Origin of the sequence: uncultured Parasphingorhabdus sp. (assembly GCF_963975555.1) — a bacterium.
In the GTDB taxonomy this organism is placed as follows: Bacteria; Pseudomonadota; Alphaproteobacteria; order Sphingomonadales; family Sphingomonadaceae; genus Parasphingorhabdus.
Genome location: NZ_CAXBHH010000001.1, coordinates 425180 through 442245, shown reverse-complemented (window position 1 = coordinate 442245; position 17066 = coordinate 425180). Strand labels below are relative to the sequence as shown.

Annotated in this window: 20 protein-coding genes and 1 pseudogene; 17 read left to right on the top strand and 4 right to left on the bottom strand. The window is 56.8% G+C overall.

From position 1 onward, the window contains the following. Window positions 1-80 precede the first annotated feature (80 nt). Window positions 81-308, top strand: a complete 228-nt coding sequence (locus AAC060_RS02130) for a DUF6471 domain-containing protein (protein WP_339822396.1) — start codon at window positions 81-83, stop codon at window positions 306-308. A 146-nt stretch (window positions 309-454) separates the two neighbouring features. Continuing rightward, window positions 455-1198 carry a hypothetical protein gene (locus AAC060_RS02125; protein WP_339822394.1) on the top strand — a complete coding sequence of 248 codons (744 nt, stop codon included), beginning with the start codon at window positions 455-457 and terminating at the stop codon, window positions 1196-1198. Between the two features lie 69 nt (window positions 1199-1267). Here the strand turns inward: AAC060_RS02125 and AAC060_RS02120 are convergent. Then, window positions 1268-1993, bottom strand: a pseudogene (locus AAC060_RS02120) (magnesium chelatase domain-containing protein); the annotation flags it as partial. A gap of 180 nt (window positions 1994-2173) precedes the next feature. Between AAC060_RS02120 and AAC060_RS02115 the strand changes: the two are divergent. The 9 genes from AAC060_RS02115 (at window position 2174) to dapE (ending at window position 8808) form a co-directional block, all read left to right on the top strand. After that, window positions 2174-2905 carry a hypothetical protein gene (locus tag AAC060_RS02115; RefSeq protein ID WP_339822391.1) on the top strand — a complete coding sequence of 244 codons (732 nt, stop codon included), beginning with the start codon at window positions 2174-2176 and terminating at the stop codon, window positions 2903-2905. A 122-nt stretch (window positions 2906-3027) separates the two neighbouring features. Then, window positions 3028-3363 (top strand): PGPGW domain-containing protein, encoded by a 336-nt coding sequence (locus tag AAC060_RS02110; protein ID WP_339822389.1) that lies wholly within the window; start codon window positions 3028-3030, stop codon window positions 3361-3363. Between the two features lie 108 nt (window positions 3364-3471). Beyond that, the gene (gene rpmH / locus AAC060_RS02105) at window positions 3472-3606 is read left to right on the top strand and encodes a 50S ribosomal protein L34 (protein ID WP_339692660.1); all 135 of its coding nucleotides are present in this window, start codon (window positions 3472-3474) and stop codon (window positions 3604-3606) included. Window positions 3607-3613: 7 nt separating this feature from the next. After that, entirely contained in the window at window positions 3614-4063 is a 450-nt protein-coding gene (rnpA, locus tag AAC060_RS02100; protein ID WP_339822387.1) for a ribonuclease P protein component, read from the top strand. 2 nt (window positions 4064-4065) lie between these two features. Further along, window positions 4066-4278, top strand: coding sequence for a membrane protein insertion efficiency factor YidD (yidD, locus tag AAC060_RS02095; RefSeq protein ID WP_339822385.1), 213 nt, complete (start codon window positions 4066-4068; stop codon window positions 4276-4278). A 54-nt stretch (window positions 4279-4332) separates the two neighbouring features. Further along, a complete protein-coding gene (yidC, locus tag AAC060_RS02090) occupies window positions 4333-6192 on the top strand; it encodes a membrane protein insertase YidC (RefSeq protein ID WP_339822383.1) in 1860 nt (619 codons plus the stop codon). Between the two features lie 107 nt (window positions 6193-6299). Continuing rightward, window positions 6300-6923 carry a ribosome biogenesis GTP-binding protein YihA/YsxC gene (yihA, locus tag AAC060_RS02085; protein ID WP_339822381.1) on the top strand — a complete coding sequence of 208 codons (624 nt, stop codon included), beginning with the start codon at window positions 6300-6302 and terminating at the stop codon, window positions 6921-6923. Between the two features lie 60 nt (window positions 6924-6983). Next, window positions 6984-7655 (top strand): glutathione S-transferase family protein, encoded by a 672-nt coding sequence (locus AAC060_RS02080; RefSeq protein ID WP_339822378.1) that lies wholly within the window; start codon window positions 6984-6986, stop codon window positions 7653-7655. 10 nt (window positions 7656-7665) lie between these two features. Next, window positions 7666-8808 (top strand): succinyl-diaminopimelate desuccinylase, encoded by a 1143-nt coding sequence (gene dapE, locus AAC060_RS02075; RefSeq protein ID WP_339822376.1) that lies wholly within the window; start codon window positions 7666-7668, stop codon window positions 8806-8808. A gap of 43 nt (window positions 8809-8851) precedes the next feature. Here the strand turns inward: dapE and AAC060_RS02070 are convergent, their stop codons facing one another. From AAC060_RS02070 to AAC060_RS02060, 3 genes are all read right to left on the bottom strand, one after another. Next, on the bottom strand, window positions 8852-9412 hold the full coding sequence (locus AAC060_RS02070) for a Smr/MutS family protein (RefSeq protein WP_339822375.1): 561 nt from the start codon (window positions 9410-9412) through the stop codon (window positions 8852-8854). A gap of 3 nt (window positions 9413-9415) precedes the next feature. Further along, window positions 9416-10645, bottom strand: a complete 1230-nt coding sequence (locus AAC060_RS02065) for a murein transglycosylase A (protein WP_339823771.1) — start codon at window positions 10643-10645, stop codon at window positions 9416-9418. 76 nt (window positions 10646-10721) lie between these two features. Continuing rightward, window positions 10722-11387, bottom strand: a complete 666-nt coding sequence (locus AAC060_RS02060) for a Tim44/TimA family putative adaptor protein (protein ID WP_339822372.1) — start codon at window positions 11385-11387, stop codon at window positions 10722-10724. A gap of 278 nt (window positions 11388-11665) precedes the next feature. Here AAC060_RS02060 and secB point away from each other — a divergent pair, with 278 nt between their 5' ends. The 6 genes from secB (at window position 11666) to AAC060_RS02030 (ending at window position 17052) form a co-directional block, all read left to right on the top strand. Next, window positions 11666-12208 (top strand): protein-export chaperone SecB, encoded by a 543-nt coding sequence (secB, locus tag AAC060_RS02055; RefSeq protein ID WP_339822369.1) that lies wholly within the window; start codon window positions 11666-11668, stop codon window positions 12206-12208. A 29-nt stretch (window positions 12209-12237) separates the two neighbouring features. Continuing rightward, entirely contained in the window at window positions 12238-13830 is a 1593-nt protein-coding gene (murJ, locus tag AAC060_RS02050) for a murein biosynthesis integral membrane protein MurJ (RefSeq protein ID WP_339822366.1), read from the top strand. Between the two features lie 15 nt (window positions 13831-13845). After that, window positions 13846-14841: a tryptophan--tRNA ligase gene (gene trpS / locus AAC060_RS02045; protein WP_339823769.1), complete on the top strand. Its 996-nt coding sequence runs from the start codon at window positions 13846-13848 to the stop codon at window positions 14839-14841. Window positions 14842-14918: 77 nt separating this feature from the next. Next, window positions 14919-16202: a UDP-N-acetylglucosamine 1-carboxyvinyltransferase gene (murA, locus tag AAC060_RS02040; RefSeq protein WP_339822363.1), complete on the top strand. Its 1284-nt coding sequence runs from the start codon at window positions 14919-14921 to the stop codon at window positions 16200-16202. Window positions 16203-16286: 84 nt separating this feature from the next. Then, on the top strand, window positions 16287-16697 hold the full coding sequence (locus AAC060_RS02035) for a nuclear transport factor 2 family protein (RefSeq protein WP_339822361.1): 411 nt from the start codon (window positions 16287-16289) through the stop codon (window positions 16695-16697). A 13-nt stretch (window positions 16698-16710) separates the two neighbouring features. After that, window positions 16711-17052, top strand: a complete 342-nt coding sequence (locus tag AAC060_RS02030) for an antibiotic biosynthesis monooxygenase (protein WP_339822359.1) — start codon at window positions 16711-16713, stop codon at window positions 17050-17052. The last annotated feature ends 14 nt before the right edge of the window (window positions 17053-17066 follow it).

Genomic DNA, 17066 nt, shown 5'->3' with positions numbered 1-17066 from the left:
TTTATAGTGACATATTGAACTGTTGTCAATGGCAATTGTATCGTATATGATGATATTTCACATCATAGGGATTACATCGGATGAAAACGGACAAAGACTGGGCGGATCAGGCGAAACGGCTCTTGAAGGTGGAATTAGCAAAGCAAGGCCTGACCTATGCCGATCTAGTCGGGAAGTTGGCAGATGTAGGAGTCTTTGACTCCGAGCCTAATATCAGGAACAAGATCAGCCGTGGAAAATTTACAGCGGTATTTTTATTACAATGTTTGGAAGCGATAGGGGCAAGTTCCCTAAGATTGTCGGACTAATATTAGCGGCTCTAGCCGCAGTTACGGCTTGTTTTGCTATATCGGACTTCTCAACAGTTGATCGCGCCTACATAGACTATGCGGCCCATCAATCCCAAAATTATGCAGAACAAGCCCAAGACCGCATACGGGATTCCTGCGGAGCCTTGCCCACGGTTAGTTACCCAGATTGCGTAGCAAAAGAAGAAAACGCCGCCCGCGAATATGAGCGTAACGAGTATGATCTTGCCGCCCAAATGACTATGGCATGGTGGACCAAAGTTATGGGGAGCGCTGCGGTAATTGGGGTTTTTCTGAGTTCGGTCGGGATATTCTTGGTTTACACTACCTTTAGTGAAACTAGAAAACAGGCCGCCGAAGCTCAGGCTTCCAACAAATTTATGAGATGGCAGGATGAGAGGGCCAATGAGCCGAGACTGCGGTTCATAGAGGCTGGGGGAACCTTTGTCAGAGAGGGGCAAAACGTAACAGGGGATTTCACCGGCATTATCACGAATGACGGCCTGATAAGCGCGAGAGAAATTGAATTGGCTTTCTATTTGCACTTTGGTCTGAAGTGGATTGATCCGCTCCCAGTTTTTGAAAAACTTGAAACTAAACGGATTGGCAGCTTGATAGGCGTCATTCACGCCGATCAGAAGCCAGTTTCTTTCGAGGATTTGGCCGCAACCCTTCCCGAGAATCCGCTCACAGACAATGGGCCAGTTCATAATTTCATGCCCCGCCTTTTTGTCAAAATATCCTATGTTTGGGGAACCGACAGCAAGCTGACTGAAAGGATCGCCAGTATGCACATTGACCGAGTTGGCGGCGGTCATTGGAATGAGGATAAAGAGCAAAGATACTCTATTCACAATCGTGAACTTCAGCAGGGCTTTCAAGAAGTCTGACAACTTAATCACGCTCGGCACTCCTTAATGGAGCGGCTATGTAGCTTGGTGCAATTGCTACATAATGCCGAGCGCCTCGGATGGCGACAAGGGCGGCAATATGCCGGGCAAACAGGACGCAAGCAGCGACTTCCCCGACCCGGGCGGACCGTTCATCAACAGATTATGCCCGCCAGCCGCGGCAATTTCCAAGGCCCGTTTCGCGGTTTCCTGTCCCTTCACATCCTTCAGATTCGGTCCATAATCCGGTTCCGGCGCGGCCCCCGTTTCCGGCGGCGTCAATATCGACTGCCCCTTGAAATGGTTAAGTAGCGCCAGCAGGTTCATCGGTGCCAATATCTCGAGATCACCGGCCCAGGCGGCTTCCGAACCCTGCAACTCCGGACATATCAGACCGAGATTTTCACCCGATGCATGGAGCGCAGCCAGCAACACGCCCGGCGTAACCGCCAGTCGCCCATCAAGTGATAATTCCCCGACGACAATATAGCTCGCGAGTGTCTCGGCATCGACGATGCCCATCGCACCCAGCAACGCCAGCGCAATCGGCAGGTCATAATGGGAACCCGCTTTCGGCAGATCGGCGGGCGACAGGTTGACCGTGATCCGCTTCGGCGGCAGCGACAGTCCCATCGCCGAAATCGCAGCGCGCACCCGCTCGCGGCTTTCTGCCACGGCCTTGTCCGGCAGGCCGACGACGTTAAACGCAGGCAATCCCGGCGCAACCTGACATTGCACTTCGACACCCCGCGCTTCCAGTCCGAGATACGCCACCGTCTGAACCAGCGCCACCATCATAGTCGCCCCAATTTCATACCCGGAATAGTGGCGACGACCCAAGATTGAGTCGAGCAGCAACCGCAGCTTGGCCGCAACCGTCAAAACTCCCGACAAGTCGCGGGCCATAGGCGGTTAATTTTCTCGCAACCACACGCCCTTACGCTTTGGCAAGCGCCTGTGCTGCAATAGGGCAGGATGAAACGGCAGAACCAATCAGAATCAACGGGCAATAACAGCGCTTCAGGCGGATTTTTTATCAGTGTCTTCCTGCTCGTGGCATTTCTGGTGCTTCCCGCCAATGCGGCCCATAGCGCCAGCAGCTATGTGGTTACCGAGACAGTCGAAACGCTGGAATATGAGATATTCGAGCCCGCCCCGTTGCAGGCGTCGGCGTCCAGTTCCTTTGGCAACGCCGTTGCCCAATATGGCCCATTTCAAGTAGTCGCGCCGGACATGGTGGTCATGACCGGAACCGTGGATAGCTATACTCCGGCAGTTTTTCGCCAAATGCTGAACCGATATCCCGGAATCACACGGATCGAAATGCTCGATTGCGACGGTTCGGTCGACGAAGAAGCCAATCTCGAACTTGCCAGAATGATCCGCCGCGCGGGAATCAGCACCCATGTGCCGGCCAACGGCTCGGTTCGCTCCGGTGCGGTGGAACTTTTTCTCGCCGGGGTCCAGAGGACGGCCCATCCGAATGCAGAATTCATCGTGCACAGCTGGATGGACGAAGACGGCCGGGAAGCGAATGACTATCCAGCCAGCGATCCGGTCCATGCCGAATATCTCGATTATTATCAGGAAATGGGCGTATCAGCACCGACTGCAAGAGCGTTTTACGCCTTGACCAACAGCGTGCCTTTCTCTGACCAGTTGCGTCTGTCCCGCAACGACATGGCTCGCTTTCAACTCGTCCACTAGGACCTTCCTCCCAGCCTGCCGTTCATACTTTATCCATCTGACGGAACGATAATCACATTTGCGCGCTTTAGTTGTACCGGCAAGGCTTGCGAGTCTGGGCCCGAAGCACCAATTGGAATGTGATGAACGACGAACTGACGAAAAAACGCTGGAAATACACATCGGGTTCGCGATTCGCCCTCGCGGTCATCGGATTCATGTTAATTCTGGTTTCGCCGATCATCGGCGCGATTCCCGGCCCCGGCTTCATCATCGTTTTTCCGATCGGTCTCGCTCTGGTCCTGCAAAACTCGCGCTGGGCAAAAAAGCGCTATGTCGATTTCAAACGGCGTTTTCCCCATTATGGCAAATGGACCGACTGGGCCATGCGCAGACGGCACCACAAGACACTTCCGGAGGATTTTGAACTGCCGATTTTCGGCAAGGTAAAAACCGGCAATCGGGACAAGAAAGTCTAGCGCAAACGCTTGACTTTCAGCGCCTGCCTGCCTAATCGCAGCCACAACGTACCGGCCGCAATTTTTGACGGCCCCTTTTTATTGAAATTTTGACGTAGGATAACCGCGATGAAGCGTACATTTCAACCGAGCCGCCTGGTCCGCAAACGGCGCCATGGTTTCCGCGCCCGCAAGGCCACCGTCGGAGGCCGCAAAGTATTGGCTGCCCGCCGCGCCCGTGGCCGTCAGAAGCTCTCTGCCTAAAACCAACATGACCGCCAGTGCTGCGCCTGTCGAAGCACGCTCATCGCTGGATCATCTGGACTTGAAGCAGCCTTCACCCGAATCGGCATCAACCGAATCAAATCGGTCTATCGAAGTGATTCGCAAGCGGGCAGATTTTCTCGCTGCCAATCGCGGCAAACGATTCGTCACCCCCAATTTTGTCCTGCTGGCGCATCGCCGCCGCAGTGACCATCCCGTTTCGGCAGCGACGATTCGTCGCGGCATCACGGTTACCAAAAAAATCGGCAACGCCGTCGCGCGCAACCGCATGAAGCGCCGCTTTCGCGCTTTGCTCGCCGAAACATTGCCCGGTGACGGAATGTCCGGTGTCGATCACGTCATGATCGGCCGCAAGGCCAATAAGGAAGCGGACTTCGCCGCCATGAAAGCCGAACTGGAAAAGGGCCTGAAATATCTGGCCAAAAAGCTCGCCTAGCGATGCTCAAGTCCGTTTTCATCTTCTTCGTGCGCTGCTGGCAATGGGGCCCGTCGCGGATATTACCGCCGACTTGCCGCTACCAGCCGACCTGCAGCAGCTATGCGATCGAAGCGATCGAGAAACATGGTGCAATTAAGGGTGGCTGGCTCGGGGCTAAACGGCTATTGCGCTGCCATCCTTGGGGAAGCTCGGGTTACGACCCGGTGCCTTGATACCCTCAAACACCTATCCTATTTGCAACAAATAGCCGAAAACAGGACGATATAGTGGACAACAAACGCAATATAATCATGGCGGTGCTGCTCACCGGAATCATCCTGTTCGGATGGCCGATGCTGATGGAACAGTTTTTCCCGGATATGGCCAACAAGAATGAAGTGGTCGAACAGGCCAATGCTCCGGCTAATGATCAGGTCCCTGGCGATAAAATGACTCCGGTGGCAGGCTCGTCATCCACTAGCACCGAGATTGCCACGGACGCCGGATCGGACAAGATCCGGCCATTGGCGACCGTATTGCGGGAAAATCCTCGCGTCCTGATCGACACACCGCGCGTCAAGGGTTCGATCAATCTCAAAGGCGGACGCATTGACGATCTCACGCTGACCGATCACACGGTCGATATGAGCAAGAACAGCGGATCTGTTCGACTCTTTTCGCCCTCTGGTACCGAGAACGCCTATTTCAGCCGCTTCGGCTGGGCCGGCGAGGGCGTCGCCGTTCCGGATGACAATACGATCTGGTCAACCGACCAAAGCAAACTGACTCCCGAAACACCGGTGACACTCAGCTGGTCTAACGAGACCGGACAAACCTACGCGATCAAGCTGTCGATCGACGCTGATTACCTGATCACCGCCGAACAGAATGTGACGAATCGCGGTGAGAATGCTATCGCTATCAAACCTTATGGCCTGATCAACCGGAAACGGGATCTGGCAAATATCCCGGCGAGCGAAGCCAGCACATGGACCATCCACTCCGGTCCTGTCGGCGTCTATGAAGGCGCGGCAAATTACGATGTAGATTATAAGAATCTTGCCGGTGAAGAACCTGGCTTCTTTGCGCGCATGTTCGGTACTTCCGCTGTCGCAGGCACCAATGCTTATGACACGGACGTCAGTTGGCTGGGCTTTACCGACAAATATTGGCTGGGCGCCCTGATCCCGGACAATATTTCTGACGTTGATGCCAAATTCCGTTCTGGCGGCGGCGATATCTTCCAGGCCGAAATCGCGAAGAAGAGTGCTCAGATCATCGCCCCGGGCAAACAGCTGAAGACCACAACCCGTCTGTTTGCCGGAGCGAAGGAAAACGCCGTTCTGGTAAAATATCAGGACGAATTGGGAATCATCAATCTCGATCGGGCGATCGACTGGGGCTGGTTCTACTGGTTCGAGAAACCGCTTTTCTATCTGCTCAACTGGTTGTTCCAGTTGGTCGGCAATTTCGGGGTCGCAATCATTCTGATGACCTTCGTCGTCCGCGGGATCATGTTCCCGATCGCGCAGAAACAATTCAAATCCATGGCGCAAATGCGCGCTGTCCAGCCAAAGATGAAAGCGCTTCAGGAAAAGCATAAGGACGACAAGCAAGAACAGCAGCAGGCGATCATGAAGCTGTACAAGGAGGAGAAGGTCAATCCGCTAGCGGGCTGCCTTCCGATCTTCCTGCAGATTCCGATCTTCTTCGCGCTGTACAAGGTGCTGATGCTGTCGATCGAAATGCGCCACCAGCCCTTCATCCTGTGGATCAAGGATTTGAGCGCACCCGACCCGCTAACGCCGGTTAACCTGTTCGGCCTGTTGCCTTTCGATCCGCCAAGCTTTCTCGCCGTCGGCATACTGCCGATCCTGATGGGCATCACCATGCACTTCCAGTTCAAGCTGAATCCGGCACCGATGGATCCGATGCAGAAGCAGATATTCAGCATCATGCCGTGGATATTGGTGTTCATCATGGCACCTTTTGCCGCCGGTCTGCAGCTCTACTGGACCGTGTCCAATATTCTCACCATCGCCCAGCAAAGCTGGCTCTATTCCCGCCATCCCCAGATGAAGGAAATGATGGCGAAGGAAGCCGAAGAAAAAGCAAGAAAAGCTGCTGCTGACAAGGCCGGGGCATGAGCCCCTGCCTTGTCATTCCAGCGGAAGCGACCCCAAACGGCCGCCTGTCACACATGATTATGGTGACGGGCATCGTGCGGGTTTGCGATCGTCAGGATGACAAGTAGATGACTGCCCCACTCCACCCGAAGCTGTTCTCCGGCCCGATCAGCTTTCTGAAAAGCGCGCCGCAACTGCAGTTTCTGCCGGACCCGAAGGTCCCGGAGATCGCATTTGCCGGCCGGTCCAACGTGGGCAAATCGTCGCTGATCAACGCGATGACCAATCGCAATGGCCTGGCGCGAACCTCCAACACGCCGGGACGGACCCAGGAACTGAATTTCTTTGATATTGGTGATCCGCTGATCTTCCGCATCTGCGACATGCCGGGCTATGGCTATGCCAAGGCCCCGCCGAAAGTGGTTCAGAAATGGCGTTTTCTGATCAACGACTATTTGCGCGGTCGCGCCGTGCTGAAACGGACGTTCGTCCTGATCGATTCGCGGCACGGCATCAAGCCGGTCGACGAAGAAGTGATGGAAATGCTCGACAAGGCAGCGGTCAGCTACCGGGTCGTGATGACCAAGGCCGACAAGGTGAAGCAGGAAGAACTGGATATCACGGCGGAAAAAGTCGCGGCCATCGCCAAAAAACATCCCGCCGCCCACCCGGATCTGATCCTCACCTCTTCGGAAAAGAAACAGGGTATCGACGAACTGCGGCTTGCCGTTCTCGAGGCAGTGCAGAGCTAGACGCCGCCCCGAAGACGCTTTTCTATACACAGCGCACCATATTTGGTTATGGGACAGAATATGAAACTGATAATCGGAAACAAAGCCTATTCCAGCTGGTCGATGCGCGGCTGGCTCGCCTGCAAACAATCGGGCCTGTCCTTCGAGGAACTGACCGTGCCCTTATTCGGCGACGATTGGGACCATGTCCGCGAGAGCGAGAATTTCGCCCCTTCGGGCGGTAAAGTTCCGATATTATGGGATGGCGAGACCGTGGTCTGGGACAGTCTGGCGATTATTGACTGGCTCGCCGACAAGACCCACCGGGACCGTTTCTGGCCCAAGGACGAGACCGCACGCGGCATGGCCCGTTCGATGGCCGCCGAAATGCATTCCGGTTATATGGCACTGCGCCGGCAATGTCCGATGAACACACGGAAAATTTACGAAGGCCTTTCCCTGAGCGACGAGGTCAAGGCCGATGCTGCTCGCATCATAGAATTGTGGGCTCAGGCCCGGGCACGATTTGGCGGCGGCGGACCATTTCTGTTCGGCACCTATGGCGCTGCCGACATCATGTTTGCGCCAGTCGTCTCGCGCTTCCAGACCTACGGATTCCGCCTGCCCGGCTTCGCCACCAGCTATATGCAGACCATAATCGATCACGAGTGGACCGCCCAGTGGCTGGAAGCGGCCGAAGAGGAACCATGGGTGATCGAACGCCTCGAACAGCCGGAAACGGCAAAAAGCTGATCGGCCGCCAATGACCCGTACAAATACTATCGACTATGCAAAGCGATTGATCGCCCAGCCCAGTATCACACCTGCGACCGGCAGCGTGTTTGACGAGATGGAAGCGATGCTCGCGCCTCTGGGATTCGAAATATCGCGGTTCATTGCTGGCGATGCCCCGGAAGAGGCGGAGCTTGGCGGACCCGTCGAAAATCTCTTTGCCATTCGCCACGGCGCGCCCGGATCGCGCCATTTTGCTTATGCCGGTCATCTCGATGTCGTCCCCCCCGGTCAGGGCTGGCAGACCGATCCTTTTGTTCCGGAAGAGCGCGGTGACTTGCTCTACGGTCGCGGGGCCGTCGATATGAAAGGCAGCATCGCGGCCTTTGTCGGCGCGCTGGAACAGCTACCCGATGATCTCGGCACGATCAGCCTGATCATCACCGGGGACGAAGAAGGCCCTGCGCGGTTCGGCACCGTCGCGATAATGGATCTGATGGCCGAGCGCGGTATTGTCCCGGACCTCTGCCTCGTCGGCGAGCCGACATCGGTCAACCGGCTCGGCGACATGATGAAAATCGGACGGCGCGGATCGGTCAATATGTGGATCACGGTGAACGGCATGCAGGGCCATGTCGCCTATCCGCACAATGCGGACAATCCGATCACCAAGCTTGGCAAGATTCTCACCGAGATTGATTCGCTTCAGCTGGACGAAGGGACCGACTGGTTCCAGCCGAGCAATATCGAGTTTACCGATCTCCACGTCGGCAATCCGGCGCATAATGTCATTCCGGCCAAGGCCGAAGGCCGACTGTCGATCCGGTTCAACGACCGTCACAGCGGCGAAAGCCTCAGTGCGATGGTGAAGGAGATTGTCGAGCGGCACAGCGGCGAACTGAAGCCGATTATTTCCGGCGAACCGTTCCTGACACCGCCCGGAGAATTTTCCGACATCGTCGCGGGCGCGATTCGCGAAGTGACCGGAGTGGAACCGGAACTGTCTACTTCAGGCGGGACCTCCGACGCGCGCTTTCTGGCCAAGATCATGCCGGTGGTCGAATTTGGCCTCTGCAACGCGACCATGCACAAGCTCGACGAAGCGGTGGCGATCGAAGATCTCGAACAGCTGTCGAAAATTTTCGCGCTGATTATAGAACGCACCCTCCGCTAGTCGGCCTTTGAAAACGGCCACGCCGCCTCCGGCAGCGCGCTGCTCAGCGCGGCCGGCGCAATATGATATAGAGCGCCCCGGCGCCGCCATGCCGCGGATGGGCATTGCGGACGGTCGCAATGCGGGATGCATGGCGTGATGCCGCGAGCCAGTCGGAGATGGCAGACCGTATCGCTCCGCGACCGCCCGCACGACTGCGCTCATCGTCGCTACGCGCTTTACCGGTAATCAGAAGAATTGCGCGATGGCCTGCCGCGATGCTCAGTTCCAGTGCACTGTCGAGACGCCCATGCGCCGACGACAGCGTGTAGCCGTGCAAGTCAACGGTTACATCGGGTTGCACCATGCCCTTGGCCAAGCGGCGGTCCCAGCCGCCATCGAGACCGTGCCGGGTCGGCACCGGTTTCTGGTCACGTAACGGAACCGCTTTGCTCGGCTGGCCGCCAAAATATTCGGCTGTGATTGGTCCGGCATCTTGCACCCGCTTCCTGGCGACGGGAAGCGATTCGATGCGTTTCACCCGCTCCTGATCGAGCGGCTTTACGGTCTCGATAAATTTCTGCCAGAGCGCCTTTTCACCGGCGGTAAGGGGCCGGTCGGACACGGTTTACTTGCCCGGGGCGCGTTGTGACGCATAAAGCCGGGAGACGGTACCTTTGGGCAGGAAGATCAGCGCTTTGCCGCGCGAAGACATGCCACCTGCTATCCGCGCTGCTTCTTCGCCGGCGCCCCAGAATGTATCAAAACGGTTGGGACCCTTGATCGCCCCGCCACTATCCTGTGCGACCCAGAGGCCGTCGGCAATATCATGCTCCATATCGAGATAGACCGGAGCACCCAGAGGCACGAACATCCGGTCTGCGGCGACCGAGGTCTGCGCGACCACAGGATGACCCATGGCACCCAAAGGACCCGGGCCGGTCAGTTCGGTGAAGAAGACGTAGCTCTTGTTCTCGCGCATGATCCGCATGCCTTCTTGCGGATGTGCCCGCAGCCATTCGACAATGCCCTGCATATTGGTCTTGCCGTCGGCGAGCAGCCCGCGTTCACGCATCACCCGGCCGATACCGGTATAATCATGGCCGTTTTGCCCGGCATAGCCGATCCGCATGACCGAGCCGTCGGGGAGCGCCAATCGGCCGCTGCCCTGTATCTGCAGAAAGAAAAATTCGATATAATCCTGAGCCCAGGCAATCTCGAGCCCCTGACCGGCGATGGCGCCGTCGTCAATGGCCGCCCGGTCTTCATACGGTACCAATTTAGTGCCCTCGACCTTGCCGCGGACGCGCTTGTCTTTCAGCTCTTCGGAAAACAGACCCAGATCGACATCGACCAGATTGGCCGGCCGCCGGTAGACGGGCACTGTATAATTGCTGTTTCTGACTCTCGACCCGCGAATCTGCGGTTCGAAATAGCCAGTCGCGAAGGCCGCGCCATCGCCGACCTGGACGGTTTCGAAATAGGATGTGAAGAAACGTGCCGCATCATTGGCCGGCCAGTTCTGGGCAGCATCGCACGACACTTGCCAATCGGCACCATTGGTCAGACCGCTATTATCTTCCCGCCGGACCAGCGAGGAACAGCTGGTGCGAAAAGAGTCGAGGGCCGACGTCGCTTTGGATTGCGAAAGATTGAGCGCCGCAATATCCGGCCCGGCAGCAATACCGGCGCCCAATGCACGGGTCGGATCATTGCCGATTTTTACAAGCTGAGTCGCCTCGACGGTCTGAAAGCCGCGGCTCGGATAGTTGACTACGGTCGAACTCTCGCCCGACCCGATCACGCTCTGTTGAGGGGTTGGCCGACTTTGTGCCGCCCCTTGCGGGATGATCGACATCGAACAGGCACTAAACAGCGTCAGCGCGCCAAAAAGCGTTCCGATTTTCACGATGCTGTTCCCTGACGGCTGAGGATCAGGCCTCATCGGTCTCGTCGAGCAGCCAATTGGGGTCGGCGCTGGAAAGATCCCGGCTGAACGTCCAGACATCGTGGGTTTCGGCCGCGTCGGATAGCGACCCGCCGATCAATTTGCCCTTTTTGTCCTTGACCACCGCAGCGATGTCGGCATCAAACTGCACCGTGATACGAGCGACCGGCCGCCGGTATTCGGCTTCGGAAATGCGTGCATTGTCGATCCGCACCAGCTGGTTTTCCAGCACTTCACCACGCTTTTCGCGGGCATCTATGACTTCGACAAAGCTCTCGTAAACATCGTCATCACAAAGCAATTTCAGTTCTTCCTCGTCGCCCTTCCAGAAGGCTTCGAGGATCATGCGATAGGCAGCTTGCGAGCCCTCGATGAACCGGCCCACATCAAAATTGCGGTCGGCGCTCAGGATTTCCCGCATGCCGGCTTCGGCGCTGCTGTCATAGACCATCGCCGGCGCACCTGCCTGGGCCGGAACGATATCCGGAACATGTGGCTTGGAATCGTCCAATGGTCTGCGGTCATTTGCGCGTGGCTCAATGCTCCGCGGCGTATGTTCCTGCTCGTGGCCGGTGCGTTTGCCCAACACGGAGTAAAGCCGCAAGCCGAGAAAGGCCGCTACCATTGCCAATAATACGATTTCGATGGTCACTGTAAGAATCCAATCTTTCCTGTTGCCCTATACATAGGCAGAAAAAGGGCCGGTTTCAAACGGCATTAGAGAAAAAGCCGCCAAGCCGCAATCGGCCAGTATCTTGTACCGGCCAATTTGTGAACCGGTGCTGACGAATTCGCCGCAATGCCGGGCTCCGTTACTCCGGTTAACTCTTTAATTGCTCTCGGTTCCGTCGCCTGCTAGGCGCGCTGCGAATGGCGGCGCAATATGCGTCAAAAGACATTTTTGACTGATTTTCCGAAAGGACAAGCCCGATGGCTGACGAGAATGACAATAACGAATCCGGCGCAAATCCCTCTGGACACGTGACCACCCCCAATCCGGCTGCCAATGGTGCAGACACCCAGCCCCAGATTGGCGTGATTTCGCAATATGTGAAGGATCTTTCCGTCGAGAATCCGAACGCACCGGATGTTTACCAGTGGAACGCACAGCCGCAGATTGACGTGCAGTTCAATATCGGTTCGTCGAAAGTCTCGGATGAAGTCCATGAAGTCGAACTGAAAATCGAAGTTACAGCGAAAGCCGATGAAGGCGTCGCCTTCGCCGTAGAACTGCTCTATTGCGGCCTCTTCGGACTACGCAACGTGCCGGAAGAACAGGCGCATCCGTTTCTTTTCGCCGAAGCACCGCGGCTTCTCTTCCCGTTCGCCCGGGCGATCATTTCAGATGCCGTCCGCGACGGCGGGTTCCAGCCCTTGTTGCTCGAACCGATAGATTTCACGGCGCTCTATATGCAGCAACGCGAACAGATGGCAGCAGAGCAAGCGGGTGAACAACCGGTCGGGAATGCCTGAGCTGGTTAGCCACCTATTGAGGGCTTGAGATGAGCCTGATCAAAAATACCGGGACGATTGCCGGATTTACTATCATCAGCCGCATATTCGGTTTCGTCCGTGATATGCTGCTGGCGAGAGTATTGGGTGCGGGCCTGGCAGCCGATGCTTATCAGCTGGCCTTTACCCTGCCGAACACCTTCCGGCGGCTTTTTGCCGAAGGGGCCTTTTCGGTAGCCTTCGTACCCATGTACAGCCGCCGGCTTGCCGACGAGGACGGCGAGGCGAAAGCAAAGGAATTTGCCGATGACGTCTTGTCAATATTCATCTGGATCTTGCTCGGCTTCTCGGCGGTAGCGATGCTCGCCATGCCGTTGATCGTTTACGGTCTGGCATCCGAATTCCAGTCCCAGCCAGGTAAATTCGAGCTCGCCGTCTTCCTGAGCCGGATGACTTTCCCCTATCTGTTTTTCATCAGTCTGGTGGCAATGCTGTCCGGCCTGCTCAACGCCCGCTCCCGCTTTGCGCCGGGTGCCATTGCGCCAGTGTTGTTCAACATCACACTGATCAGCGCCATCCTGATCGGCTATTATGTTCGCGGCGATACGACCAATGATGTGATTGTCGTTCAAATTCTTAGCGCAGCAGTTGCCCTGTCTGGCCTCGTCCAGCTGATCTACCTGTGGTGGGCAGTGAAGCGCGCCGATGTAAAACTGCAGATCAAGCGCCCGCGCCTGACGCCCGAAATCAAGCAATTGGGCATGGTTATCCTGCCCGCAACATTCGGCGCCGGAATTTACCAGATCAGCCAGTTTGTCGACACGTTTTTTGCCACTTCCCTGCCTCAGGGATCGTTGACGCTTCTGAAAATGGCCGACCGGCTGAACCAGATGCCGCTCGGCATTGTCGGTATCGCGCTCGGCACGGCCATCCTGCCGATGCTGTCGCGCCACATCCAGAATGAAAACCAGGCGCTCGCGCAACGTCTGCAGGCCGACGCCTTCGAGATGGCAACCTTGCTGACCCTGCCCGCTGCGGCTGCGCTCGCCATCTGCGCGCCCGCCTTTACCAGTGCGTTTTTCGTCGGCGGCAAATTCACGGCAGCGGACGGCGCGTTAATGTCCAATATCGTGGTTGCGCTGGTAGCCGGCCTGCCCGCTTATGTGATCATCAAAATCCTGATACCCGGATTTTTCGCTCGATCCGATACGAAAACACCGGTGCTTACGGCTCTGGCCGCGCTGATCGTCAATATTGCGCTCAATATCTATGTCGTCATGTATGCCGGTTACGGCATCGTCGGACTGGCGGCGGCGACGGCGGCATCTGCCACGCTGAACTGCGTCCTGCTTTATACCATTCTCCACCGGCGCGGATTTTTCCACTTCACCGCCGCTCTGGCATCTCGGATTTTCCGCCAGTTGATCGCAACCGCGGCAATGGCCGCTATATTGTGGTTCCTGATGGGCCGATTGACGCCTTATTTCGCTGCCGATGTCTGGTCCCGGATTTGGTCGCTGGTGGTGCTTGTGGCCGCTGGTGCAGCTGTTTATGCTGTCGTTGGCTTCATGGTCGGCGCGGTGGACAAGCAGCGGATCATCGCGCTGGTCAAACGCAAACCCATTCCGACGGAGGAAACATAGAATATGTCGCCAAAAATGCGGACAGTATCGGGCATTCAGCCAACCGGAAATCTTCATCTCGGCAATTATCTGGGTGCGATCAAGAACTGGGTGAAGATGCAGGACGAGAGCGAATGCCTGTTTTTCCTCGCTGATCTTCACGCCATCACCGTCCATAATGATCCCGTTGAACTGGCCACCAACTGCCGCGAAATGGTCGCAGCGCTGGTTGCCGCCGGGGTAGATCCGGAAAAATCGATCCTGTTCAACCAGGCCCGCGTGCCGGCTCATCCTGAACTGGCATGGATGCTGATTTGCAATACCCCGATGGGCTGGCTGGACCGGATGACCCAGTTCAAGGAAAAATCCGGCAAGCACAAGCAGCGCTCCTCTCTGGGCCTGTTGGGCTATCCGGTGCTGCAGGCGGCCGACGTCCTTCTCTATCAGGCCACTCATGTTCCGGTCGGCGACGACCAGAGACAGCATCTCGAACTGGCCCGCGACATTGCGACAAAGTTCAATAGTGATACCGGCACCGAAACCTTCGTTCTGCCGGAACCGTTTTTCGGCAAAACAGCGGCGCGGATCATGAGCCTGCGCGACGGCAATGCGAAAATGAGCAAGTCGGACCCGTCCGATCTCAGCCGGATCAACATGACCGACGATGACGAGACAATTGCACGGAAATTCAAGAAGGCAAAGACCGATCCGGAGCCGCTACCCGACAATATGGACGATCTGGCAGAGCGGGCGGAAGCCCGGAACCTGGTCGGCATCTATGCTGCGCTGGCCGACCTCTCGCAGGACGCCGTGCTTGCCGAATATGCTGGCAAAGGCTTTGGCGACTTCAAACCGGCGCTGGCCGATCTGGCAGTGAGCAAATTGTCACCCATTCGCCAGCGGTTCGAAGAATTGCGCAAGGACGAGACCGCGATCGACACGATTTTACGCAATGGCTCGGAAAAAGCCTCTGCAATGGCACGGCCGACGGTGGAAGCCGCCTATGCCGCGCTCGGGCTGCTGCGAAACTAGCGCGTTTTGCTGCGATTTCGGGGTGCAAGCGGCGCAATAGACTTGCCTGCATCCCCGTTTTCGGTAAATGCTAGACCATGGATATTATCTCAATACGCGGCGGCAATCGCCTGTCTGGCACAATTCCCATTTCGGGGGCCAAGAATAGCGCTCTGACTTTGTTACCTTGCGCGCTGCTGACCGACGAACCGGTCACGTTGCGCAATCTGCCAAGACTGGCCGATGTCGACAGTTTTGGCCATTTGCTCAACCAGCTCGGCGTTTCGACCACCATCGAAGGCGCAAGACCGGAAGATTTCGGTCGGGTGATGACGCTCAAGGCAGGCCGGATCACCTCGACCGAAGCACCATATGATATCGTACGCAAGATGCGGGCATCAATACTGGTTCTCGGCCCATTGCTGGCGCGCGCCGGTGAATGCCGGGTCTCGCTGCCCGGTGGCTGCGCCATCGGCAACCGCCCGATCGACCTGCATCTCAAGGCTATCGAAGCGCTTGGTGCCTCGATCGAAACTACCAGCGGCTATGTAATCGCACGCGTTCCCGATGGCGGCCTGCCCGGCGGAGATTTCACCTTTCCCGTGGTATCGGTCGGCGCAACAGAAAATGCATTGATGGCGGCGGTGCTGGCGAACGGCACCAGCATCCTCAAAAACGCTGCACGCGAACCGGAAATTGTCGACCTTTGCAACATGCTGGTCGCTATGGGTTCGGAAATTGAAGGCATTGGCTCTTCAACCCTGACCATCCACGGCGTCGATCGGCTACACGGCTGCACCTATCGTGTCATGTCGGACCGGATCGAAGCGGGCAGCTATGCCTGCGCGGTCGGCATTGCCGGCGGCGAAGTCGATCTGCTGGCTGCCAAGGCTGATGAAATGGAAGCGACGCTCGATGCGCTGCGCCATGCTGGTCTGCAAATCGATATACATGCCAAGGGGATCAAGGTCTCTTCCGATGGCAAGCTCAAACCGCTTACCCTGTCGACGGCGCCCTATCCCGGTCTCGCAACCGACATGCAGGCGCAGCTGATGGCGATGCTCTGTCTCGCCGACGGCGCCAGCGTGCTCACCGAGACGATTTTCGAGAATCGCTACATGCACGTGCCCGAACTCAACCGGATGGGCGCGGATATCGAGACCAAGGGCCGCACCGCCGTGGTCCGCGGCGTCAAGAAACTGACCGGTGCGCCGGTGATGGCAACCGATCTGCGCGCTTCGATGAGTCTGGCCATTGCCGGACTTGCAGCGGAAGGCGAAACCCGGCTGCAGCGTATCTACCATCTTGATCGCGGCTATGAACGGCTGGAAGAAAAACTCGCAGCCGTAGGTGCGGATATCGAACGTATCAGCGGCGATTGATCCACCCCCGCTAGCACTTATGGCAGCTTGTTTTTCCGGCGCTTTTGCCGTGTAGTCTCTCCATAATCAGGAGAGGATCAGTCCATGTTTTCAGGACCAATAGAAGACCGGTTGGCCATCCGGGAATTGCACGACAGCTATTGCGACGCCGTGCTGCGCAAGGATCCCGACGACTGGGGCGCGCTGTGGACCGAAGACGCCGTCTGGTCGCTGATGGGTACCGAAGTCATCGGGCGCGAAAATATAGTCAATCTCTGGAACGGCGCGATGAGCCAGTTCGATGCCGTCAGTTTTCTGGGCATACCTGCCTCCCTTGACGTTACAGGCGATACCGCCTCCGGCCGATACCAGACTCATGAAATTTTGGTCGAGAACGGCGAGCCGCGCGTTGCCGGCGGCCGCTATGATGATGAATTTGTCAAAATCGATGGCCAGTGGCTTTACAGCAAACGCATATTTGTCGTCGTCGCGCAATTTGGCGGCAACAAGCTTTAGGAGAATTTCGAGCATGGCCAAAATACTGATCGCTGCGCATATCGACGTGGAACCGGCGACACGCGCAGAATGTCTGGAAAAGGCACAGCCCTATATCGACGGCGCTCTGACGCAGTCCGGTTGTCTCAACTATAGCTGGGCAGCCGATATGCATAATCCGTCGCGCATCGAAGTGTTTGAAGAATGGACCGACGAGGAAGCCCTCGCCCAGCATTTTCAGGATGTCCACTATGCCAATATGCTTGCCCATATCGGCAGCTTTGGCCTGATCAATGCCGTCAGCGCCAAATACCGGGTCGATGCCGAAGGGCCGGTTTATAATGCAGAGGGCAAACCCACGCCATCATTTGACTAATATAAGCAGGAACC